The 23,112-nt window shown below is 53.2% G+C and carries 23 protein-coding genes and 2 pseudogenes; 19 read left to right on the top strand and 6 right to left on the bottom strand.

Annotated features, from left to right (window positions below; translation table 11 throughout):
• The first annotated feature begins 2 nt into the window (after window positions 1-2).
• The 10 genes from ACTQ1O_RS07930 (at window position 3) to ACTQ1O_RS07975 (ending at window position 13,576) form a co-directional block, all read left to right on the top strand.
• A complete protein-coding gene (locus ACTQ1O_RS07930; RefSeq protein WP_441486816.1) occupies window positions 3-851 on the top strand; it encodes an alpha/beta hydrolase fold domain-containing protein in 849 nt (282 codons plus the stop codon).
• Window positions 852-947: 96 nt separating this feature from the next.
• Window positions 948-3,044: a hypothetical protein gene (locus ACTQ1O_RS07935; RefSeq protein ID WP_441486817.1), complete on the top strand. Its 2,097-nt coding sequence runs from the start codon at window positions 948-950 to the stop codon at window positions 3,042-3,044.
• 110 nt (window positions 3,045-3,154) lie between these two features.
• The gene (locus tag ACTQ1O_RS07940) at window positions 3,155-4,522 is read left to right on the top strand and encodes an MFS transporter (RefSeq protein ID WP_441486818.1); all 1,368 of its coding nucleotides are present in this window, start codon (window positions 3,155-3,157) and stop codon (window positions 4,520-4,522) included.
• 108 nt (window positions 4,523-4,630) lie between these two features.
• Window positions 4,631-5,872, top strand: a complete 1,242-nt coding sequence (locus ACTQ1O_RS07945) for a helix-turn-helix domain-containing protein (RefSeq protein ID WP_441486819.1) — start codon at window positions 4,631-4,633, stop codon at window positions 5,870-5,872.
• Window positions 5,869-6,132 (top strand): hypothetical protein, encoded by a 264-nt coding sequence (locus ACTQ1O_RS07950; protein ID WP_441486820.1) that lies wholly within the window; start codon window positions 5,869-5,871, stop codon window positions 6,130-6,132. Before ACTQ1O_RS07945 ends, ACTQ1O_RS07950 begins: the two co-directional genes overlap by 4 nt.
• Window positions 6,122-6,826, top strand: coding sequence for an SGNH/GDSL hydrolase family protein (locus ACTQ1O_RS07955; protein WP_441486821.1), 705 nt, complete (start codon window positions 6,122-6,124; stop codon window positions 6,824-6,826). Before ACTQ1O_RS07950 ends, ACTQ1O_RS07955 begins: the two co-directional genes overlap by 11 nt.
• Window positions 6,827-7,130: 304 nt before the next feature.
• Entirely contained in the window at window positions 7,131-9,533 is a 2,403-nt protein-coding gene (locus tag ACTQ1O_RS07960; protein WP_441486822.1) for a glycoside hydrolase family 3 N-terminal domain-containing protein, read from the top strand.
• 15 nt (window positions 9,534-9,548) lie between these two features.
• Window positions 9,549-11,747: a family 78 glycoside hydrolase catalytic domain gene (locus ACTQ1O_RS07965; protein ID WP_441486823.1), complete on the top strand. Its 2,199-nt coding sequence runs from the start codon at window positions 9,549-9,551 to the stop codon at window positions 11,745-11,747.
• Window positions 11,748-12,144: 397 nt separating this feature from the next.
• Window positions 12,145-12,711: a flavin reductase family protein gene (locus ACTQ1O_RS07970; protein ID WP_441486824.1), complete on the top strand. Its 567-nt coding sequence runs from the start codon at window positions 12,145-12,147 to the stop codon at window positions 12,709-12,711.
• A gap of 136 nt (window positions 12,712-12,847) precedes the next feature.
• Window positions 12,848-13,576: an MmcQ/YjbR family DNA-binding protein gene (locus ACTQ1O_RS07975; RefSeq protein ID WP_441486825.1), complete on the top strand. Its 729-nt coding sequence runs from the start codon at window positions 12,848-12,850 to the stop codon at window positions 13,574-13,576.
• 162 nt (window positions 13,577-13,738) lie between these two features.
• On the opposite strand, the pseudogene ACTQ1O_RS07980 reads toward ACTQ1O_RS07975, so the two are convergent.
• Both ACTQ1O_RS07980 and ACTQ1O_RS07985 read right to left on the bottom strand, forming a co-directional pair.
• A pseudogene (locus tag ACTQ1O_RS07980) lies at window positions 13,739-13,894 on the bottom strand (ATP-binding cassette domain-containing protein); the annotation flags it as partial.
• A 66-nt stretch (window positions 13,895-13,960) separates the two neighbouring features.
• On the bottom strand, window positions 13,961-14,473 hold the full coding sequence (locus ACTQ1O_RS07985) for a class I SAM-dependent methyltransferase (RefSeq protein ID WP_441486826.1): 513 nt from the start codon (window positions 14,471-14,473) through the stop codon (window positions 13,961-13,963).
• 138 nt (window positions 14,474-14,611) lie between these two features.
• On the opposite strand from ACTQ1O_RS07985, the gene ACTQ1O_RS07990 reads away from it, so the two are divergent.
• The 8 genes from ACTQ1O_RS07990 to ACTQ1O_RS08025 all read left to right on the top strand — a co-directional run bounded on the left by ACTQ1O_RS07990 (window position 14,612) and on the right by ACTQ1O_RS08025 (window position 20,782).
• Window positions 14,612-15,277: a 4Fe-4S binding protein gene (locus tag ACTQ1O_RS07990; RefSeq protein WP_441486827.1), complete on the top strand. Its 666-nt coding sequence runs from the start codon at window positions 14,612-14,614 to the stop codon at window positions 15,275-15,277.
• A gap of 1 nt (window position 15,278) precedes the next feature.
• On the top strand, window positions 15,279-16,817 hold the full coding sequence (locus ACTQ1O_RS07995; protein WP_441486828.1) for an ABC transporter permease/substrate-binding protein: 1,539 nt from the start codon (window positions 15,279-15,281) through the stop codon (window positions 16,815-16,817).
• A gap of 3 nt (window positions 16,818-16,820) precedes the next feature.
• A complete protein-coding gene (locus ACTQ1O_RS08000) occupies window positions 16,821-17,627 on the top strand; it encodes an ABC transporter ATP-binding protein (protein ID WP_441486829.1) in 807 nt (268 codons plus the stop codon).
• A gap of 44 nt (window positions 17,628-17,671) precedes the next feature.
• A complete protein-coding gene (locus ACTQ1O_RS08005) occupies window positions 17,672-18,622 on the top strand; it encodes an SIR2 family NAD-dependent protein deacylase (protein ID WP_441486830.1) in 951 nt (316 codons plus the stop codon).
• Between the two features lie 48 nt (window positions 18,623-18,670).
• On the top strand, window positions 18,671-19,519 hold the full coding sequence (locus ACTQ1O_RS08010; protein ID WP_441486831.1) for a protein-ADP-ribose hydrolase: 849 nt from the start codon (window positions 18,671-18,673) through the stop codon (window positions 19,517-19,519).
• Between the two features lie 110 nt (window positions 19,520-19,629).
• Complete coding sequence (locus tag ACTQ1O_RS08015) at window positions 19,630-20,073, top strand: Rrf2 family transcriptional regulator (RefSeq protein ID WP_441475198.1); 444 nt, start codon at window positions 19,630-19,632, stop codon at window positions 20,071-20,073.
• On the top strand, window positions 20,070-20,480 hold the full coding sequence (locus ACTQ1O_RS08020; protein ID WP_441486832.1) for a peptide deformylase: 411 nt from the start codon (window positions 20,070-20,072) through the stop codon (window positions 20,478-20,480). The genes ACTQ1O_RS08015 and ACTQ1O_RS08020 overlap by 4 nt, the downstream gene beginning before the upstream one ends.
• Complete coding sequence (locus tag ACTQ1O_RS08025) at window positions 20,477-20,782, top strand: hypothetical protein (protein ID WP_441486833.1); 306 nt, start codon at window positions 20,477-20,479, stop codon at window positions 20,780-20,782. Before ACTQ1O_RS08020 ends, ACTQ1O_RS08025 begins: the two co-directional genes overlap by 4 nt.
• 249 nt (window positions 20,783-21,031) lie before the next feature.
• Here the strand turns inward: ACTQ1O_RS08025 and ACTQ1O_RS08030 are convergent, their stop codons facing one another.
• The 4 genes and pseudogenes from ACTQ1O_RS08030 to ACTQ1O_RS08045 all read right to left on the bottom strand — a co-directional run.
• Window positions 21,032-21,157 carry a hypothetical protein gene (locus ACTQ1O_RS08030; protein WP_441486834.1) on the bottom strand — a complete coding sequence of 42 codons (126 nt, stop codon included), beginning with the start codon at window positions 21,155-21,157 and terminating at the stop codon, window positions 21,032-21,034.
• Window positions 21,158-21,226: 69 nt separating this feature from the next.
• Window positions 21,227-21,652 carry a putative toxin-antitoxin system toxin component, PIN family gene (locus ACTQ1O_RS08035; protein ID WP_441486835.1) on the bottom strand — a complete coding sequence of 142 codons (426 nt, stop codon included), beginning with the start codon at window positions 21,650-21,652 and terminating at the stop codon, window positions 21,227-21,229.
• Between the two features lie 7 nt (window positions 21,653-21,659).
• Window positions 21,660-21,941 (bottom strand): type II toxin-antitoxin system RelB/DinJ family antitoxin, encoded by a 282-nt coding sequence (locus tag ACTQ1O_RS08040; RefSeq protein WP_441099407.1) that lies wholly within the window; start codon window positions 21,939-21,941, stop codon window positions 21,660-21,662.
• Between the two features lie 61 nt (window positions 21,942-22,002).
• Window positions 22,003-22,523 (bottom strand): annotated as a pseudogene (locus tag ACTQ1O_RS08045) (terminase TerL endonuclease subunit); the annotation flags it as partial.
• A 222-nt stretch (window positions 22,524-22,745) separates the two neighbouring features.
• Here ACTQ1O_RS08045 and ACTQ1O_RS08050 point away from each other — a divergent pair.
• Window positions 22,746-23,021, top strand: coding sequence for a hypothetical protein (locus ACTQ1O_RS08050; protein WP_441486836.1), 276 nt, complete (start codon window positions 22,746-22,748; stop codon window positions 23,019-23,021).
• Window positions 23,022-23,112: the final 91 nt, after the last annotated feature.

Raw genomic sequence — 23,112 nt, forward strand, 5'->3', positions numbered from 1 at the left:
GGATGCACCTCGCAGTGGAAAAGAAACGGGAGGTTTACTCCCTGATTACAGGCGTGACCTACGCCAATGTCCCCAGCTGGTACGGCGCCACGCGTCGGGATCTGCACATGGACCTGATCGTGCCAAAAAACCGGGTCGGCCACGCCCCATGCCCCTGCATCGTGTGGTTTTGCGGCGGGGCTTTTCGCGTGATGGATCGCGCTGTCTGGATGCCGGAGCTGCTGCGCTTTGCCGAGGCGGGCTTTGTGGTGGCGAGCGTGGAGTATCGCACCGGAAACGAGGCGATCTTCCCCGCACCGCTCTGTGACGCCAAGGCGGCCGTCCGCTTTCTCCGCGCCCACGCCGGAGACTATTGTATCGACCCGGAGCGCATCGTCTCCGCGGGCGAATCCGCTGGCGGAGCCATCGCCTGTCTGCTGGGCGTCACCGGGGAGGATAAGTCACTGGATCAGGGCGACTGGCTGGAGCAGTCCAGCCGCGTTGCCGCTGTGGTGGACTATTACGGTCTTGCGGACATGACGATTTCCCTGAAGGACTTCGAGGGCAATAACGACGTGCCGCCCTGGATGCTGGAGGAGACGCTGGGCGTTCACTACACGCGTCGGCAGGCCGAGGCGGCCAGCGCTGTCAAGCGTGTGAGTCCTTCCGCTCCGCCGCACCTGATCCTGCAGGGACTCGACGATGCGGTGGTTTCTCCGAGCCAGAGCCGAAACTACTATGAAAAGCTAAGGGAAAACGGCGTCACGGCGGAGCTTCTGGAGCTGGAAGGCGCCCAGCACGGCGATGACCTCTTTTTCCAGGATGAAGTGAAGGACCGGGTGCTTCAATTTCTGCAAAGAACACTAAAATAGAAGAAAATGCTCAAAACGAGAGATACCGGCGGTTCTCTCGTTTTGCTACTATTGAGGCATGATAAACCTTCCAAACAATTATTAGGAGGCAGAACTATGGGTAAAGAAATCTATCACGCACTGTTGGATCCGGACTACCAGGATGTGTATGTGGACGTGGACGAGATCCGCACCCGCAAAGCGCCCAACGGCGAGGAGATCACCTATCGCTATCTTCACGGCGGTTTTCAGCAGAAGGGCGTCAAATTCAGCATCCACTTTCCGAAGCGGGACAGCTTCCGGGGCCGCTTTTTCCAGTATCTCTCTCCCTTCCCCGGACCGGACGAGGAGATGGCCAGCATTGGCAAGAGCGGCGGCGACGACGTCATCAGCTTCTCGCTCCTGAACGGCGCTTACTTCGTGGAGAGCAACATGGGCTGCAAGGTCATGTTCGGCCCCAACGGGGATGACAAAGACCGCTGGAAATCCAGTGCGGCCGTGGCAGAATTCTCCCGCAAAAAAGCCATGGAGATCTACGCCTGCCCCCGCCCGGCGGGCATCGTTTACGGCGGCAGCGGCGGCGGTTACAAAACCATGGCCTGCATTGAAAATACCGACGCCTGGGACGGCGCGGTGCCCTATGTGATCGGCTCCCCGGTGAGCCTGCCGAACACCATTACCATGCATGTTCAGGGCGAGCGCGTGCTGCGCCATGCCTTCCCCAAGATCCTGGACGCCCTGGATTCGGGCGGCAGCGGGGACATGTACGCCGGTTTAAGTGAGGACGAGGCCGCCATGCTGCGGGAGATGACCGATATGGGCTTCCCACCCCTGGCCTGGTACCCCGAGGCGCGGGGCCAGTTTGACGATGGCTCGCTGCCCGTTCTGGCTCCCTCTGTGAAGATGACCGACCCCGGCTATTTCGCGGATTTCTGGACGGTGCCCGGCTATCTCGGCGCGGAAGCGGGCAGCAACGCCCGCCGCGACCGCCTGCAGTTCAAGGGGAAAGTGCGCCGCGTGCATCTGCCCGGCGTTCCGGAGTCTCCGGATGAGGAGAACGAGCTGGAGAGCCGCAACGGTGTGGACGACGCCTGGAAAAAGATGCTTTCGGACGGCAAGGATGCCTGGATCGAGATGGAGACGCTCCCCGAAGGGGACGATCTCTATCTGCGCGGCGTGAACATCACCTTCCTCAGCGGAGAAGCCGCTGGCAAGCAGCTGCTACTGGGCGGCATGGAGCGCGACCGCGTAAACGGCGGTGGATTTCTCACCATCGGCATGTGCTATGGCCTGGACGATATTCCCGGCGTTGTCGGCAAGGTCAGGCCAGGCGATGAGCTGATGCTGGACAACTCCGACTACATCGCCATCCAGTCCTACTACCGCCATCAGGTGCCTGCGGACTTAAGCTTCCATGCCTGGGATCAGTTCCGCAATGCGGACGGCAGCCCGGCTCTGCCCCAGCGGCAGAACGTCATGGGCTACGCCTTTACCGGCACCGGTACCGTGCAGGACGGAAATGCCCAGGGCAAGGTCATCGCGATCCAGTCCCTGATGGACGAATCCACCTGCCCCTGGTGCGGCGACTGGTATCGCGGCAAGGTACGCGAGAGCAAGGGCGGCGAGGAGGATTTCCGCATCTATTACATGCAGCGCTGTATGCACGGCGACATCGACGCCCTCGGCAACAACATGATCGTCAACTACAAGGGCGCGCTGCTGCAGGCGCTGCTTGACATGGCCGACTGGCTGCAGACGGGTAGGGATCCCCTGCCTTCCACCGTCTATGAGCGTGTGGGCGGCCAGATCATCGAGGAAGCGGACCCCATCGCGAGAAAGGGCATGCAGGCGGGCGTGACGCTCACGGCAAACGGGCAGAAGTGCTGCCATGTGAAGGCCGGTGGCGAATTCGTGCTCCGCGCGGAAATGACCGTACCGGAGGGCGCGGGCGAGATCACCTCTGTCCGCTATGATTTCAACGACAGCTGGAGCTATCCCACGCCGCCCGAGAATCTCTTCCCGGTTGAGGGCAGCTTTGTTAAGAGCGAGAAAAGCGGCGCGCAGCTCGCTGTGTCCGAGATCACCCATCGCTTCGACGAGCCCGGCACCTATTTCGTCTCCGTGCGCGTGACCAGCCAGAGAAACGGCGATGCGCATGATCCCTTCACGCAGGTGAAGAATCTGGACCGCGTGCGTGTGATCGTCGAAGAATAATTGTTCAATTTGATCAAAAACTCGCTATTTCAGATGTATCCTTGTGGATTTGATCCAAATATAATGAAAGCACATCAAATCAGAAACGCATAAAAGAGAGGAGCTTTCCCATGAACGAAGAAATCAACAACCCCGCTCCCGTGAAGGAAAAGGGCGTACCCTTCGGCAAATTGATAGCCTGGTCCCTGCGCGGCGGTTCCACGGGCGTGGCCATGCTGATCCTTAGCTATCTGACCATCTTTGCGGTAAAAACGATGAGAATGCCCGCCGCTCTGGTGGGCGGCCTGCTGCTGGCCAGCAAGTTCATCGACGGCGTCACCGACCTCTTCGCCGGTCTCATCATCGACCGCACCAACACCAAGATGGGCCGCGGCCGACCCTATGAGCTGTGCGTGATCGGCATGTGGCTGACCACCGTGCTAATGTTCATGGTGCCTGAGAGCGCCACCGTGGTGGTCAAGAGCATCTGGATTCTGGTCATGTATCTCTTCGCCAACTCCATTTTCTATACCTTCCTCAACGCCAACAGCACCGTTTACATGGTGCGCGCCTTCTCCTCCCAGAAGGAATATGTTCAGTTGTCTACCTACGGCGGCGTGGTCCCGATGCTGATCGTACTGATCTTCAACGTCCTCTTCCCCACGCTGATGGGCACCATGGCCACCAGCCAGGGCGGATGGGTCAAGCTGGTGCTGATCTTCGCTGTTCCGTTGACGGTGCTGGGTATGCTCCGCTTCTTCGTCATCAAGGAGACCAACGACGTGGACGTGAGCGCCGAAGGCGATAAGGTGAACCTCAAGGAAGTCTTTCAGCTTCTGAAGAAAAACCGTTATATCTACATTATTGCGCTGGCCACTCTGGTCATTAACCTGCTTACCAACATGGGCACCGGCGTCTTCTACTTCACAGAAATTGTGGGCAATGTGAAGCTGATGAGTGTGCTGGCCGTCAGCCAGGTCATCGTTCTTCCTCTTATGTTCATCTTCCCCCAGATGCTCAAAAAGATGTCCGTTGCCAAGTTGGTCCGCATTGGCCTGCTGGTGGGCGCGGCCGCCGGTATCGTGAACTTCTTCGCCGGCAGCAATATGATCCTGCTGGTGATCGGCGCGATTCTCACCGGCGTTGGCTCTGTCCCCGTCACCATGCTCGCTGCGCTGATGATCATCGAGTGCGCGGATTATAACGAGCACATCGGTCTGAGCCGTATGGAGGGCTCTCTCGGCGCGGTCAACGGCTTTGCCGGCAAGGTGGGCGCCGGCATCGGCGCGGGCATCCTCGGTATTCTGATCGGCCTGGCCGGTTATGACGGCAACCTGGCCGTACAGCCCGACTCTGCCATTACCATGATCCGCCTGCTGTACTCATTGATTCCCGCAGCGCTTAACGTGGTCATGTACCTGGTCTTCCGCCTGTACAACCTGGATAAGAATATCTCTCAGATCCGCGCGGAGAACGAGGCCCGGCGCGCCGAAGCCTGATCCCTTTTCACTCCTCGACTTGAATCAGCGGTGAGCATTTGCCCACCGCTGTTTCTTTACGAAAAAAGGAAAATGGCATATAATGCTCCCAAAGGAGCGTGATCCGGGATGAAAATTGCGCAGAAAAATGTGGAAACCACCCTGGCGATCCTGCAGGGCCAGGTCTTTGCCGCCTGCCGTATGGGTGCCTGGTGCTTTAACGACGAGAAAGATTTGTATATCAGCACCGCTCCCCATCAGGAGGAATACCATCTCTTCCTGCGTGCGGGCGGCGTTCTGGATCAGGCGATCGGGCTGAAAGATGCAGAACCCGTTCCTCATATTCTCGGCGGCACGCTGGGGCTCGTCTGGGTCGCGGAGTGGGTGCACCTTCAGGAGGGCGGACCCTATCTTGTGATCCTCGGCCCGGTCTATCTGAAAAACACTTCGGTAGAGAAGAGCCTCCAGGCGCTGGACCGCCAGGGGATCTCCCAGCATCTGCGGCGGCAGTATCTCAACGTTCTGGGAGACGTGCCGGTGCTGCGCTTTGATATGCTGCGGCAATACGCCTGCATGATCCACTATACCTGCTACCTGGAATTGGCAAGCCCGGTCATGCTGGCACATGGCAAGGACCCGACCAATGAGCAAAATGCCGATGCTGCTCAGGCTGGAAGCCGGAACGATTATCAGCGCATGGCGGCCTATGAGGAGATACTTCTGCGGCATTTGGGAGAGGGGACGCAGCCCCCGGAGGAATCGCCTTCCTTTTCCGGGGAACTGCAGGATTTCGATATCCGCGACACGCTTCGTCTGATCAAGGACAACATGCTGATTTTCACGGGGCTCTGCGCCCGCACCGCCATCCGCAGCGGCGTGCCGGTCTATACCGCAAAAAAGCTGGAGAGCGAATGGGTCAGCCGGATCGAGGCGGCGCGCAGCTTCCCGGAGGCCCATCGGCTTCGTGAAGCCATGTATAACGCGTTCCTGCGCCAGGTGCGGCAGACCCGGGAGAACACCGGTCTTTCCAAGGCGGTGCGAGATTGCCGCAGCTACATTCAGGCCAATTACATGAACGAGATCACGCTGGAAGATCTAGCCCGGCACTGCGGCTACGCGGAATACTATCTCTCCCGGAAATTTGCCAAGGAAACCGGCATGAAGATCAACGACTATATCCACAGCGTGCGCGTTGACGCCGCAAAGGTTCTGCTGGTAACCACATCCCGGGAGATCCAGGAGATCAGCGATCTGCTGCATTTTGGCAATCGCAGTCATTTTGACCGAGTGTTTCGACAGCATGTGGGCGTATCCCCGGCAAAATTCCGCGAACAGGGCGGGCAAATTCAACTGTCAAAGGAGTCGACATGAAGCTTAAGCCACTCGATCAATACATCGACTTTATCGAAGCCGTTCAGACCTGCGCGGCAGATGTGTATTTCTGCTCGGAGGAGGGTGACCGGCTGAATCTGAAATCCACGCTGTCACAGTTTTTGTTTGCCAGCATTTGCGGAGACCGGGATTATCTGAGGGGTGGAACCGTCCGGTGCCAGAACAGCACCGACTATGACAGGCTCTCTTCCTATCTGGTGGAAAGTGAAGACGAAAGGAGAACAGAAAATGAAGGCTGAGTCCCAAATCCCGGAAGAACTGATGCGTCTCATCGGCGCCGGTATGCAGGAGCGGATGAAAAAGGAACAGGCGGACAAGGTAAAGAACTATCGGATCCTCAACACCTGCGCGAAAAGGGGTGGGATCCTGTTCACGGGCTCTTCGCTGATGGAGCAGTTTCCGGTCTGCGAGCTGGCCATGGACGCCGGGATCACGCTCCCGTTATACAACCGCGGCATTGGCGGCACTACCACCGACGATTTCCTGCGAGAGATCGACACGGTGCTGCTGAATCTGGAGCCGTCCAAGGTGTTTCTGAACATCGGCACCAACGACATGACCGACCGGATCTACGGTGAGCACTGGATGGAGCATCTGCGTGATAACTACGATACCATACTGCGTATCGCCCGGGAGAAGCTGCCCGAGGCGGAAATCTTCTGCATGGCCTATTATCCCGTGAACCGCCATCTGTCGGGGCAGAACGAATGGCAGTCCTCCATGCTCAAGGAGCGAACGGCGGAGAATATCGCAGCGTGCAACGCTCGCGTCAAAGGCCTTGCAGAGCGATACGGCTGTCGATACATCGACGTGAACCAAGGACTTTGCGATGAAACTGGGGAGCAGAAAGAAGAGTTTGCCATTGACGGCGTTCACATGTATGCCAGCGCTTATCGCATCGTTTTCGAGAACCTCAAGCCCTATCTTGTATGATGTTCAAAATCAGCCCGGCCGAGCGAAGGCCGGGCTATTTTTTATACAGATACCCAGTAAAAAGTCAGACGATCTTTGCGGCCAGATTTGCACCATGCTTCGTTGAAGCTCTTGACCATATATTTCCATTATGCTCTGCGGGCTTCGCCTCGTCTGACACAAATCTGCCTCGCAAATCTTAGTCTGTTTTCTATCAGGTCTCTGTCTCACACCAAAAATGACATGGAAAAGCGAATCTGTATCTATCTTCTTCCCGAAGAATCCGTATAATGAATCTGGAAAAGATGCGTAAGGGGAGAATCCGATGACGAACTACATGAATACGAGTTTAAGTGCCCGGGAGCGGGCGGAGCTGTTGCTGAAGGAAATGACCCTGGACGAGAAGATCGCCCAGCTGACAGGCGTGTTCGCTGTCAGGGGCCGGGAAGAAGAGATGTCCGCGTTTTTTAAAAACGGCATTGGGCAGATCAGCACGCTGGGCTTTCGCATGTGCGAGAGCATCGAGGAGGCTGCCGCCTGGCAGCGGCAGCTGCAGACTCTGGTGATGGAGTCGAGTCGTCTGCACATCCCCGCCGTCTTCCATATGGAAGGCGTGAACGGGGCGTTGCTGCAGGATACCACTGCCTTTCCCTCCGGGGTCAACCGTGGCGCGGGCTTTGACCCGGAGCTGGAGCAGGAGATCGGCGAGATCGTCTCCCGCCAGGAGGCGGCCTTCGGCTTCACCCAGATTCTGGCCCCGGTGCTGGACATCTCCCGGGATTCCCGCTTCGGCCGCCAGTCCGAAGCCTATGGCGAGGATCCCACTCTGGCAGCCGCGCTGGGCGCCGCCTACACCCGCGGCATTCAAAAGACTGAGACGGCAGGCCGTCAGCCCGAATCCGCCGCCAAGCACTTCCTGGGCTTCCACCGTGGCGCGGCGGGCATTCACGGCGCAGATGTGGAGATCGGTGAAGGCCTTCTGCGGGAGGTCTACGCCAAGCCCTTCCAGGCCGCTATCAGCGAAGCCGGCCTTCGCGGCGTGATGCCCTGTTACTGCTCCATCAACGGCCTGCCCGTGCATGCCAGCCGAAAGATCCTGACCGGGCTTCTCCGGGAGGAAATGGGCTTTGACGGTGTCACAGTATCAGACTACAGCGGGGCGGAAAACACCTATAACGTGCAGGGTACGAGCGAGAGCCTGGCCGAGGCCGGCTACCGCTGCCTGAAGGCCGGTCTGGACGTGGAGCTGCCCATGCCTGCGGCTTTTGCTGCGATGAAGGAGCTTTTTGAAAAGGGTGAGGCAGAAGAGGACGTTCTGAACACGGCCGTGTTGCGGGTGCTGGAGGCCAAGTTCCGCATGGGTCTCTTTGAAAATCCCTATGCACTCGAGGGCACAGAACTGGAAAGCACGATCCACCACAGCCATGACGACCAGGTCTCCTTCCGGGCTGCGCAGCAGAGCATCGTCCTGTTGAAGAACAAGGGCGTCCTGCCGCTGACAGGCAAGGAAAAAACCATCGCGGTCATCGGCCCGGCTGCCAACAACGCGCGCTATTATTTCGGCGGCTACACCCACCTGAGCATGGTGGAGGCCATGTATGCCGCCATGAACTCCATGGCCGGGACGGGCGGCGGCGGAGACAGCAGCAAGGCCGAGATGGAGCGCGTCCCCGGCACCAACGTGCAGGCAGACGAGACCGAAGAATTTAACCAGGTGCTGCGCAAGCTGGAGCCTGGATGCCGCAATCTCCTCCAGGTGCTGCGCGACGAGCTGCCTGAGACAAGAATCCTCTACGCTCCAGGCTACCACAAGGCCGGCGCCGATGAGTCGCTTTTCCCCGAGGCTTTGGAGCTCGTGAAGCAGGCCGACGTGGTCATTCTGACCCTGGGCGGCAAGAACGGCTCCGGTTCCATTGCCACCATGGCCGAGGGCGTGGACGGCACCGACATCAATCTGCCCGCCTGCCAGGACGCCTTTATCCGCGAAGCGGCGAAATACGGTAAGTCCATGATCGGCGTACACTTTGACGGCCGTCCCGTGTCCTCCGATATGGCGGACGAAAAGCTGGACGCCTTGATTGAGGCCTTTACCCCCGCCAAGTTCGGCGCGGAGGCTGTCGTTAATGTGCTGCTGGGCAAGTATAATCCCTCCGGCAAGCTGCCTCTCAGCGTTGCCCGCAACGCCGGACAGATCCCCATCTATTACAACCACCCCAACGGCTCCGGCTGGCACCAGGGTCCCAGCATCGGCTTTTCCGACTATGTGGACTGCTCCCACAAGCCCCGCTGGTGCTTCGGTCATGGCCTGAGCTACACCGGGTTTGCGTATTCCGATCTCATGATCGGCAAAAAAGAAGTCAGCCCCCTTGAGGAACTGACGGTTTCGATGAAGCTGAAAAACACCGGCAGTATCGCCGGCACGGAGATCGTGCAGCTCTATCTGCGGGATGTGCACGCCACCATGACCCGTCCCTGCAAGGAACTGCAGGGCTTTGCCCGCGTGGAGCTGCAGCCGGGCGAGGAGAAGGCCGTCAGCTTCACTGTCGCACCCAGCCAGATGGCCTTTGTGGACGAGGACGGCAAGTGGAAGATCGAGAAGGGCGAGATCGAGGTGCAGCTCGGCTCCTCCTCCGAGGATATCCGGCTGCGGGGCAGCTATTTTGTGACAAATGACGCCTGGCTCGAGGGTCGCGACCGCGCCTTCTATGCCAAAGTCGAAATCAAATAATACGGGGGTATTCTCATGAATTTGAAAAACAGCCAGTGGATCACCACAGCGCGGGACCTGGGCGACGTATGCCCGGTGTTCCGTAAGCGCTTCATTGCGGAGAAGGAAATCCTCTCCGCCGCCCTGGAGATTACTGCCCTCGGCGTCTATGAGGCGGAGCTGAACGGACGGCGTGTGGGCGACTTCGTCCTGGCCCCGGGCTGGACCAGCTACGATCACCGCCTGCAGGTGCAGACCTATGATGTGACAGAGTTGCTCCGGAAAGAAAATGAACTGCGTGTTACGCTCGGGCGCGGCTGGTTCCGTTCTCCCATGCCGGGCTTTGTGGATTCGGAGGACAAACAGCATCGGTACGATCAGCCCTGCGGCCTGATCGCACGTCTGGAAGTCCACTTTGCAGACGGCAGTGAGAGCGTTCTCAGCAGCGACGAGAGCTGGGAGTTTGCCGAGAGCCCGGTCCGTTTCAGCGAGATCTACGACGGCGAGCGCTATGACGCGGCCTTTGCCCCCAAAGATTGGGAGGCGGCCCGGCTGCTGAACTGGACGAAGGAGATCCTGATCCCCCAGGAGGGCGAAGAGATCCGGGAGACGGAGCGCGTGGCCGCCAGGGCCGTGCTGCATACCCCGGCCGGAGAGACGGTGATCGACTTCGGCCAGGAGGTCACAGGCTATGTGGAGTTCGCCGTGACGGCCCGAGAGGGCGACGAAGTCCGCTTCACTCATGGGGAAATGCTGGACGCGGAGGGCAATTTCTATAACGCCAATTACCGCAGCGCCAGGGCAGAGGTGCTCTTCCGCTGCAGGGAAGGAAACCAGATCTGGCACCCGCGCCTGACCTTCTTCGGCTTTCGCTATATCAAGCTGCTGTCGTGGCCGGGAGAGGTGAAGGTGGAAGACTTCACCGCCGTCGTCGTTCACTCGGACATGAAGCGTACGGGCTGGCTGGAATCCGGCGATGCGATGCTCAATCAGCTCTTTTCCAACATCGTCTGGGGCCAGCGCGGGAACTTCCTGGACGTGCCCACCGACTGCCCCCAGCGGGATGAGCGTCTGGGCTGGACGGGCGACGCGCAGGTCTTCGTCCGTACCGCGTCCTATCTCTACGATGTGGAGCGTTTCTTCCGCAAATGGCTGCGGGATCTGGCCGCTGACCAGCGCGAGAGCGGCGAGGTCGGCGAAGTGATTCCCGATATGCTGCCCACTTACCCCGGTAGCGCCGCCTGGGGCGACGCGGCGGTCATCTGTCCCTGGACGATCTACCAGACCTACGGCGATCGGAGCGTTCTGGACGAACAGTTCGAGAGCATGAAAAAGTGGGTGGATTACATTTCCGGCGAGGGCTGGGAGAAGCATTTCCACTTTGGCGACTGGCTGGGCCTGGACGCCCCCAGCGGCAGCTACAAGGGCTCCACCCGGGACGGCTTCATCGCCGCAGCTTTCCGTCTCCACGCAATCGAGCTGCTAGGCAAGGCAGGACGTCTGCTGGGCAGGGAGGTTCATGCCTATCAGGACTCGTACATGGCCTTTATCGAACGCTTCCGGAAAGACTATCCCGACTATCGCACCCAGACGGAGCATGTGCTGGCCATTCATTTCGGCCTTGCGGAAGATCCGCAGAAAACTGCCGACGCGCTGGCTGACCTGGTCCGCGATGACGGGAAGCAGCTGCGCACCGGCTTCGTAGGCACGCCCTATCTGCTGCATGCGCTCTCCGACTACGGCCACGCGGATCTGGCCTGGGACCTGCTGTTGCGCAAAACCTATCCCGGCTGGCTCTACTCCGTCACGAAAGGCGCTACCACGATCTGGGAACACTGGGACGGCGCGAAGGAAGACGGCAGCTTTTGGAGCACGGATATGAACTCCTTCAATCACTACGCCTACGGCGCAGTGGCGGACTGGATCTTTGAAAAGGCCGCCGGCATCCGGCATGAGGAGAATGCTCCCGGCTTTGCCGCTCTTGTTTATGAGCCGCATCCCGATCCCCGGATCGGATTTCTCAAGGCGGAGCTGGAGACCCGGCACGGGACCATCCGTGCAAGCTGGCGCTATGAAGATACCGGCATTCGGTATGAGCTGGAGACGCCGGTTCCTGCCTTGGTACGCCTTGGCGGTGAAGATCGGTATGTCATGTCCGGCAGCTATACATTTTGGAGTATCCATTCAATTCCCGAAAAGGAGCATACAATAGGCTTTTCGGAAAGAAGCAGCTGAGAACAGAAAAGAGCCTGCAGGCCTTATAAACCCTGCAGGCTCTTATCGTACGTCAGATTTCTCGCATCTGTCCATCCGTCAGCACGTCGATCATGAGCAACCAGATTTTTTGCTCACCGGCCCATTGAAGCAGCAGTGTAATCCTGTTTTCTTTTTTCTGTTCCATCATTTCACATCTCCTTTCTCTGTTTTTTTATCAGCCGCAGATGTTCTTTTAATTCTTTGCAAATCTTTTGTCGTCTGGTCTACCCGCTGATGATACAGACGTTTTATGTTATGGTATCACGCAAGATACTATGTTAGAAAAATCTGCGTACTTGATATGAATTTGAAATACGGTACGATATAAATACCAGGAACAAAACAACGATCATGAATTACAAGAAGGGAAAAGAAAATGAAGAAGACGTTTGGAGCAAAAATTGGATTTGTACCGTATGCGTCAGTGATTATCGGAACGTATGATGAGAATAACAACCCGGATGCTATGAATGTGGGCTGGGCTATGCAGGTTGGTTCAAAGGAAGTTGCAATCAACATTATCCAGCATAAGACTTTGGACAATTTGAAGATCAATAAGGCGTTTACGATGGCATTTGTGACCAAAGAGACTTTGGTGGCATCGGATTATGTTGGCCTTGTGTCGGCAGCCACGGTACCGGACAAAATCAAAAGATCCGGACTGACCTGTGTCAAATCCCCTTATGTAAATGCTCCGGAATTTGAAGAATATCCGATGACCTTCCATTGCGAGGTGATTTCGATCAAAGAGGAATTTGGTAATACCAGAATCGTGGGCAGAATCAAGGAAACTACCATTGATGATCAATATATCGGGAAGGATGGAATTCCTCAAGTTCGTAAAATGAATATTGTGTGGTTTGAAGATACAAGCAAAGATTACATTATGATGGGAGAAACTGCCGGTAAGGCTTTTTCTATTGGAAAAACTCTGATGAAATAAAGCATTCGTATCAGTTCCGGATTGCACCAAAGGGAAATACCAACCAGAAAATGGAGAAGAGGTAATTGTTATGTGAGGGACAGAAGTCTGTAAAGGCAAAGAAACAATGATCAGGCGTGAAGAGATATTCGAATATGTGAAAAAGAAATATGAAGTGGTGGAGGATTATCCTCTGCCAACTGCTCCGACTTTTCCGGTAATGAGACATCCAGACACCCGCAAGTGGTTTGCGATTATCATGGATGTTCCGAAGGATAAGCTGGGATTGACCGGACAACAGAGGGTGGATGTTATCAATGTAAAACTAAGTGATGCTCTGCTTGTGGATGTAGTGACGCGGCAGGACGGATATTTCAAAGGATATCATTTTAACCGTGGAAATTGGATCTCCATCCTTCTTGATGGAACGGTTCCTTTCGAAGATATCTGCAGATGGATTGATGAAAGCTTCCTCGTAACGGCTTCCAAACAGAGAAAGCAGGAGTATCGTCCACCAAAAGAATGGATTATTCCGGCGAATCCGAAGTATTACGATACAAAACACGCGTTTGATGAGAAAAGCGAAATAGACTGGAAGCAGGGGACAGGAATCAAAACGGGTGACATCGTGTTTATGTACGTAACCGCCCCGGTATCGGCTATTCTCTATAAATGTAGGGTTACGCGGACAAATATCCCTTACGACTATACGGATGATCATCTTACGATCAGATCAATCATGAAGATCGAACTTCTTGAGCGGTTTAAGCCGGACAGGTTCACATTTCATGTTTTGAAAAATGAATATGGCATTTATGCTGTCAGAGGGCCGAGAGGTGTGCCGTATTCTTTAAGCGAGGCGCTGAAATCCTGCTGCGATGTATAGAAAGCGAGGCAGATGTAAAGCATTTCATAAAAACATATTTTCTGAATTGATAAAGAAGCGGGACTGATATGGCAGTGGCTTTTACGGTCACTGTCTTTTGCTTTATGCTGATTTAAAGCTAATCAGTGTTGCATATAGCGTTGCGGGAAAACCCATAATTAAGGATGGTTCGTCCAGCAGATAGATTTCCGGGTTCATGGCATAGACAGACGCAAACGCGATTTTCTGCTTTTCTCCGCCGGACAGCTGAAAAATATTACGAGCCCGAAGTTTCTCTATTTGCAAATCTTTTGTCGTCTGGTCTACCCGTTCCTCCAGAACGTAAGTCGTTAGTACGACTGGGCAGTTACAAGCCCATGGCCTTTAAGTCGTGGGTAGTTGACCTTATTTTCTTGCCAGGACCGTGATCCATGGTTTACCTGGATGACGGTCTGTAGTGACCTCCGGGAATCCTGCCTTATTAAGTGCCCTCGCGATCTGCTCCGGGGTATAACAGGCCATGCCGTCGATAATACCCTCGAACTTCTTGCCAGCGGCATCTTTGCCGTCGGATTCGTTACAGATAAGGAAGAAGCCATCCGGTTTCAAAATATTCGCTATTTGCGCGAAACATCTTTCGATCCCCGGCCAGAAGTAAATGGTCTCAAAGGCAGTGGCAAGATCATAGCTGTTTTCTTCAAACCGCAGGTTCGACACATCGCCCTGCTGCACCGTGCAGCGTCCTCTGACTATCATGACTTTTTTATATTGTGCCGCTTTTTCCACGGAAAGAGGCGAGTAGTCGATCGCCGTCAGCCGGGCATCCGGATAGCGTCTGAGCAGTTCTCCGGCGTTACGCCCCGCACCGCATCCCAGCTCAATAATTTCCTCTGGTGTAACTTCAGATAGGAGTGGCAAACGATTCTATCCTGATATTCCAGATAAAAAGCTTGACAGAATTAATGTAATAATATATATTACAACTAAAGAGCGTAAATTGCAGGCGGAAAATTTTAACAGATGATGGTGATGTAAGGTATGCGAGGAGGAAAGTATATGGATGCTCAAAGCTGTCTTAATATTCTGCGGGGAATCAAGGATGTGGCCTTTGCCACGGTGAATGATGAGGGAAAACCGGAGGTCCGGATCATCGACGTGATGATCGTAGAGCAGGATAAGCTGTATTTCTGCACAGGGCGCGGAAAAGATTTTTACCGTCAGCTCCTGAAACACCCGGACGTTGCTGTCACCGGCCTCAACAAGGATTTTCAAATGGTCCGGCTGTCGGGTAAGGCAGAAAAACTTGCGGATCAGAGACAGTGGATTGACCGTATTTTCGAGGAAAATCCGGTGATGAACGGCGTGTATCCGGGAGAAAGCCGCTATATTCTGGAACCGTTCTGTATCAGCAAAGGAGAACTGGAATTCTTTGATCTCGGAAAAAGCCCGATTTATCGCGAAAGCTTTGTGTTTGGCGGGGAGGAAGCTTCGGACGAGGCGCTGCAGGAAAAAGGGAAAGAGGCAATAAGCTGTCGTGCACCGCGTGAAAAGGGTTTCCTGATCACCGACGCCTGTATTGGCTGCGGAAAGTGTATGCGCGGCTGTCCGCAGCAGTGCATTACGAAGGGAACACCATTTCTGATCCATCAGGAGAACTGCCTGCACTGCGGACTCTGCTTCGAGAACTGCCCGGTTCAGGCAATCGTGCACAGAGGAGAATAAGATGCTGAAGGATATTTGGATCTTACTAACCACAAGATGGGATTTTTTCGGAAAACTGCTCCTAGAGCATATCGCGATTTCGATCGCGGCAATTCTGATTGCCATTGTGTTCGGAGGACTTGTCGGGATTCTGATCAGTGAATATCAGAAGAGCGCGAAGCCGACACTTGGCGTTATTAACTTTCTCTATACCATACCCTCGATTTCGATGCTGGGCTTTCTGATCCCTTTTTCCGGAATCGGTAATGCGACGGCAGTGATTGCACTGACCATCTATGCGTTGCTCCCGATGGTGCGGAATACGTATACAGGCATGACCAACGTGGATCCTGCGATCCTGGAAGCGGCAAAAGGTATGGGCAGCACGAAGAAACAGATTCTGTTCCGTGTGCAGCTTCCGCTGGCGATGCCGGTGATCCTTTCCGGTATCCGGAACATGGTTACGATGACAATCGCTCTTGCAGGTATCGCGTCTTTCATCGGCGCCGGCGGTCTTGGCGTCGCGATCTACCGCGGCATTACAACGAATAATGCGGCAATGACGATTGCGGGCAGCCTTCTGATTGCCATTCTGGCCCTTATAGTGGATTTTCTTCTAGGCTTTGCGGAGAAGAGACTGAACTTGCATGGAAAGAAGGCAAAAAAACAAAACCGGATCATGGCTGTGACAGCTGTCGCTTTGATTGCCTGCCTGATTGCAGGCATCGCGATTCCCCGCCGGAGCAATAAGGTGATTCATCTGGCTACGAAGCCGATGACCGAGCAGTACATCCTCGGAGAGATGCTGAAAACGGTAATTGAACAGGATACGGATCTGACCGTAGACCTGACGCAGGGTGTCGGCGGCGGTACATCCAACATTGAACCGGCTATGGAGAGCGGGGAATTTGATCTCTATCCGGAATACACCGGAACCGGCTGGAACATGGTTTTGAAGCGGGACAGCCTGTATTCGGAGGATCAGTTCGAGAAACTGCAGAAAGAATATCAGGACAAGCTGAGTCTTACCTGGGATGTGATGCTGGGCTTCAACGATACCTACGGCATTGCAGTCCGGAAAGAGATTGCGGACCAGTATGGACTTAAGACTTATTCCGACCTGCAGAAAGTCAACGGAAAGCTGGTTTTCGGCGCTGAGTACGATTTCTTTGAGCGGCAGGACGGCTATGACAAGCTTTGCAGCACCTACGGACTTACTTTCAAATCGACCAGTGACATGGACATGGGATTGAAATATCAGGCAATAAACAGCGGAAAGATCGATATCATGCCTGTGAATACGACAGACGGGCAGCTTTCCCAGGCGAATGTCACAGTGCTTCATGACGACAAACAAATGTATCCGTCTTATCAGTGCGGTATTGTCGTTCGCCAGGAGATCCTTGACAAGTATCCGGAGTTGGATATGGCACTGCAGAAATTTGACAAAATTCTGACAGAATCCGATATGCAGGAAATGAATTACAAAGTAGAAACGGAAAAGAAGGAGCCTGCAGATGTTGCGAAGGCATTTCTGACGGAGAAGGGGCTGGTGAAATAAAAGATGAATACAGCAATTGAGTTCCGGCATGTCCGGAAATCGTACGGGGATACCGTCATTATCCCGGATTTAAATCTTAAAATCGGTAAAGGCGAATTTATCACCATCGTCGGTTCCTCCGGATGTGGCAAAACAACGGCACTGAAAATGATCAATGGTCTGATTCAGCCGACGAGCGGTGACATTCTGGTCGATGGAGAAAATATCCGGAACAAGGATCTGATTGCGCTGCGCCGCAGGATCGGCTACGCAATTCAGGGAAGTGTTCTATTTCCCAATATGACGGTAGAGCAGAATATCTCTTATGTTCCGAGCCTTCTGAATAAGAAGGATAAAGAAAGGACAGCAAAGGCAGTGGACAAATGGATGCAGATCATCGGACTGGATCCATCTATGAAGGAGCGCTACCCCTCAGAGCTTTCCGGCGGACAGCAGCAGAGGGTCGGGATTGCCAGAGCGCTTGCGGCCTCTCCGGATATTATGCTTATGGATGAGCCCTTTGGCGCGGTGGATGCGATTACCAGGGAACAGCTCCAGAAGGAGCTGAAGGAGATTCATAAGAAAACAGGAATCACGATTCTCTTTGTCACGCATGACATTGAAGAAGCCTTGAATCTCGGTACAAAGGTACTGGTGATGGATCACGGAGAAATCCAGCAGTTCGGGATGCCGAAGGAATTGCTCGAGAAACCGGCGACAGATTTTGTGAAGAAGCTGGTCGAGAAACAGCGCAGGATGTGCTTCCTTCCGGAAGGGAAGTTGAAGGACTGCGAGTACTGCGGCGCGGCATGCGGAGAAGTCGCAGGCTGAGACGGCGGAAAAAAGTTTTCCTTATATTATGGGAGGAGCACCTGATGTATTTTTTTAATCCAGATAGGATCATGACAGATGATTCGAAAATGAGCTTTGATCAAAAAATTTCTGTGCTGCAGGAACAGCTTGCAAACGCGGATGCGGTTGTGATCGGAGCGGGGAGCGGTCTTTCGACTGCGGCAGGATATACCTACTCGGGAGAACGATTCGAGAAATATTTTGCCAATTTTGAGAGAAAATATGGGTTTCGGGATATGTATTCCGGAGGTTTCTATCCGTATCAGACGATGGAAGAATTCTGGGGATACTGGTGCAGGAATATCTGGATCAACCGGTACGCACCAATCCCGTCAGATCTCTACGGGCGGCTGCTTGCACTGGTAAAGGATAAAGATTATTTTGTCCTGACGACCAATGTGGATCATTGCTTTCAGAGGAGCGGTTTCGATAAGAAGCGCCTTTTCTATACACAGGGTGATTATGGCTTGTTCCAGAGCAGTTCCCCTGGAAAAGAGGCGAAGAAAAGGACCTACGATAACTACGAGGTCATCCGCAGGATGATCCTTTCGGAAGGATATCAGATCGAAAAGAATGGAGAACTGATAGTCCCGAAAGACACGAAGGTCAGAATGACGGTGCCGTCTGATCTTGTTCCGGTGTGTCCGGATGATGGAAAATTGATGACTACGAATCTTCGCTGCGACGACAGCTTTGTGGAGGATGAGGGCTGGCATCAGGCAGCAGAGCGGTATCAGGAATTCCTGCGCCGGCACGAACGGCTTCGCGTTCTGTATCTGGAACTTGGGGTCGGCATGAATACGCCCGTCATCATAAAATTTCCATTCTGGGAATACACAAAGAAGAATCCGAATGCCTTCTATGCGTGCGTAAACCTGGGCGAAGCTGGCTGCAGCCGGGAGATCGTGAAGAGGAGTGTCTGCATTGATAAGGGAATCGGAGAAGTTTTGAATATGCTTGACATACAGACTTAATTTGTTAATCTGACGAGGTCAGATTTCCGGTTACAGGAGGAAGATGATATGAATGATAATGAACAGATGGACAAACTTCATTTTCTGATTAAGTGTCTGGAAGCAGAAATGCCGGAGTATGCGGGATATGCTCTTCCAGATGACCCGAAGCAGGCATTTGATCTCTATCGGGCACTCTGCAATGTCCGTATGCCGTCGGGGGATACCGGGCATACATTACCGGATGATTTTTATACGGTGCAGTCGGAAGTCTTAAAAGGCATCACCGTGGAGAAGGGAATCACTGAGGCAGCGGACCTGCCGCCGGCCGGGCTGGATCATCGTCTTTTTCTATGGCAGGGTGATATCACAACGCTTAAGGCCGATGCGATTGTGAATGCTGCCAATTCCCGGATGCTCGGGTGCTTCTCTCCGCTGCATGGCTGCATAGACAACATGATTCACACCATGGCAGGTGTGGAACTGCGGGAAAAGTGTTATCAGATCATGAAAGCGCAGGGGCATGAGGAGCCTACTGGCGAGGCAAAGATCACACCGGGCTATAATCTACCCGCGCGCTATGTGATTCATACGGTTGGACCGATTGTGTCCGGTTGGCTCACGGGGAAGGATAAGGAGCTGCTGGCCTCCTGTTATCGGTCGGTTCTTTCCACAGCTTCCGGTCATCAGCTGGAATCTGTTGCGTTTTGCTGCATATCCACCGGCGTTTTCCATTTTCCGCAGGACAAGGCGGCAGAAATTGCCGTGAGTACGGTAAGAGGCTGGCTTGATGAACATCCGGAGACCTCCGTGCATCGCGTCATTTTCAATGTGTTTAAGGAGAGCGACCGTGAAATTTACCGGGAGATTTTATATCCATCGGGTACAAATGCCCGGACGGGGCAAAATCAAAAGTGATGTAATATACGATAAAGGGAGAGGTTTTGTGCAGAGGTCAACGAGAGGTACGATAGAGGGAGAGGCTTTGTGCAGATATCAACGAGAGGTACGATAGAGGGGGAATTTTTATGCAGATATCAACGAAATTCACGATTGCGATTCACATCCTGGCGGCGGTGGAATATTTTGGCAAAGAGGAAAAGGTGACCAGTGATTTTCTTGCGTCAAGCATCGGGAGCAACCCGGTGATCATCCGGAACCTTATGTCGGATCTCAAAAATGCCGGGCTGATTGAAATCAAGAGAGGTCCGGGAGGCATTGCGATCACAAGATCACTGGATCAGATTACGTTTTATGATGTGTATGAAGCTGTGGAGAAGAACAAGGAAGATCTCTTCCACTTCCATGATAATACGAATCCTCTGTGTCCGGTCGGCAGGAATATTCACGCCGCGCTGTATGGCAAATTGCAGGATGTTCAGAAAGATTTTGAAGAAAGCCTGAAAAAGCATAGGCTCAGTGATGTGATCTCTGATCTCTACAAAGAAATAGAGATGGAGGAGGCAGAATGATTAAACCGATAGTAAAGGATGTATTTTTTCTCGGACAGAAATCTGAGGCAGCAACGAGGCAGGATCTGTCCGTCGGACAGGATCTCATGGATACCCTGCAGGCGAACCAGGATCACTGCGTCGGCATGGCGGCCAACATGATTGGAGTGAAGAAAAGAATCATCATTGTCAACATGGGCTTCATGAATGTCGTGATGTATAACCCTGTCATTGTGAGAAAAGACACGCCGTATGAGACGGAAGAAGGCTGTCTGTCGCTGCCCGGCGTACGGAAGACCACGCGGTATCAGAATATCGAAGTCGAATACTATGACAGCAGCTGGAAGAAGTGCCGCCAGACCTGTTCCGGGTGGACGGCACAGATCATCCAGCATGAGTGTGACCATCTCGCGGGGATTATTATATGAGTGCGCCGGAATCATGGAAAACGGCTTATCGCGAGCTGCTGGACACAATCATTCGTATGGGCTACCCGGAGGAATTCGGCAAGGCAATCGCAAAGAACCTTGGATCGGAAAAGACAATGCGCCGCATGACGGCATATCTGTATGCCGCAAAGCCGAGGACAGCGGAGGAAATCGCTGATGAGATGCTGGCAATCATGAGCAACCGTGAGCGGTGGATCGCAAAGAAAGAGGCGGAGACAGCCAACGCCAGATATAATGAGTTTCTTAACTATGGATTCGGTGAAGGTGACGAAGATGATTGATTGCATGTGATGCCGCTGCACAATATGAAATTTATCCTGATGAATCTTTTGGACGAAGGGGCAATTTCTGCCACGGATTTTGACGGATTCAGTGAGGAATTGAGGGGGTGCGTTGCTCACTTATATAGAATTCAGAGACCGCAGAAAAAAGTGAGAGGGTATTGCCATTTGTTAATGTGTAGCAGCAGAGAAAAAGAGTGCAAGGTCAAAAATAAGAGTGCAGGGCTTTAGACGATTATACAGTGGGAATCAGCATGCAGACCGTTCCGTTACCGTATTGCCGGAAGTTGTGCCGCCGAAGTAGTAGCGAATGCCGGAGCCGTTCGTTGAATCCCTGGGCTTATCTCTTGTAAATAGCTTCGAAAATACTCTCATCTGATTTCTCCTAAAAATGACATAAGAAAAGCACCGATCCGTGATATGGATTGGTGCTGGTAAAAGCACTTATTCGTTATCATTTGTGGCATTCAGTATAATATCAAGCATTTGCCTTGGAGTTACTATATATGGTTTTATAGGAAAATGCTTGATATTTCCGGTTACGAGATATGCATCTTCATCTTTTCTGGCCTGCATCGTAACTTCGTAGAACACTCTGTCTTTCGAATCCGGAAGATCAATATCCAGGTGTTCTTCAGAAATATCCAGTGCATGAGAAACAAACTCATCGATGATATCTTGGACAATTTTCGCTGTAAGATGAAACTTCGGTCGTAAAAGAACAGAACGGTATTCTTCAAGAATTTCTTTATTTACCAGAGGAACAATTACGTCATTGAATGTCAGGTTTACTATGCTTCCGGGGACGGATTTCCATTTTAGTGCTGCGGAAACCAGAACGTTGGTATCAATCACTGCAAAATATTTCACAGACACCTCACTTTCTGGCTTCTGCTATTTCGGCATTGATTTCATCAAGCGTCATATCCGAGATACCATTTTCTTCCGCAATCCGGCTGGCACGCTTCATAGCAGAGACGCCCTTGTTTTCAGATGCCTCATCAATTTTCATGCTGAAAGGGATGCCCCGATCTCTGACCAGTCTGGAGACACACATTCTCAGATAGGATGGCATGTCCAGACCCAGCTGATCTAAAATTTGAGTTGCCTCGGTTCGCTCGGTTTCGTCTGTACGGAATTGAACAAGTGTGTTTGCCATAAGAACACCTCCTTTTCTGATTTCATACTAGCACAAAGCAAATACAAATGCAATCATATGATTACAAAAATAGAATTCCCCGGTCATCATAAATCGATTCGCCGCTGTCATTTCCGCAGCGGATCGCCCGGTCAAGCCCCATGATCATGGCGACCGCGCCGTCGATTTTCTCCGTTGATTTCTCCTTATCAGCCTTGATGTTTCCTGCAGGGTCACGGCGGATGAAGATGTTATCCATCATCAAGCGGAGCACCGGACGGCCTGCTTCACCCATTGATTAAGTCTCAGCTGCCGGAAGGCGTTCTCCTCGCCGGCGGTCTGCTTTGCTGAGTTGCAGGCAGCTTCCACCATGTCGATTCCTACTGTGATACCAAGGGACGGATTCGCTTTCTTCCAGACGGCGGGGTCTGTCCAGTCATCGGATTCCTCCGCCCCGTAGATCACAGGGTAGAATGTCGGGTCGATTTTCCTGCCTTCGATGATGTCGAGCGCCTTCTGGTGGACTTCGTAGCAGATACTGTTCGTATCCGTCCCGGCGGTCGTGATAAGAAAGTAAAGCGGCTGGGTTCTGGCGTCCCCGGATCTTGCTTGTGACAATGATAGTTTATAGGTAAATCCGAGATGTTCCAAATGTGAGGCCATTACATATTAGCTTACAAATGTTATAATTAGGCAAGATAGGAGTGGTTTCCGGAATCATTAATGGTTTATACACATCGGAGAAACACGAGAAAGATATGATTGCTGAAAGGGAAGAGAAGGAAATAGTTGCCGCGGAGATTTCACTTGAGACAAAAGGAGAAAATGTCGGCAGCAGTAATATCGATGCAGAACAGCGACGGGAATTATGATGAGACTGAGCGTCGTATACTGAAATATGTAGTTCGTAAGCTGAACATCGATAAAGCTGTGTTCCTGGAATTGGAAAACAGTATCGTTACGCTTCTTGATCTTGAGAAAGAGCTGCAATGGATTAAGACGACAGATCGTCCTTATCTCACGATAGAAGCTATGGTTAATGAGATCACTGACCGGAAAAAAGTGAACTCTGAGAGCGTCAAGGATCTGATTGCGTTATAAGGAGGTCGGATATGCCATTACCTTTACTATTTATCGGAGTTGCGGCTGCTATGGGATCAGCAGGTGCTGTTCTGGAGCAGAAAAGCGAGTA

The organism is Bilifractor sp. LCP21S3_A7 (genome assembly GCF_052118825.1).
Lineage (GTDB): Bacteria > Bacillota > Clostridia > Lachnospirales > Lachnospiraceae > Bilifractor.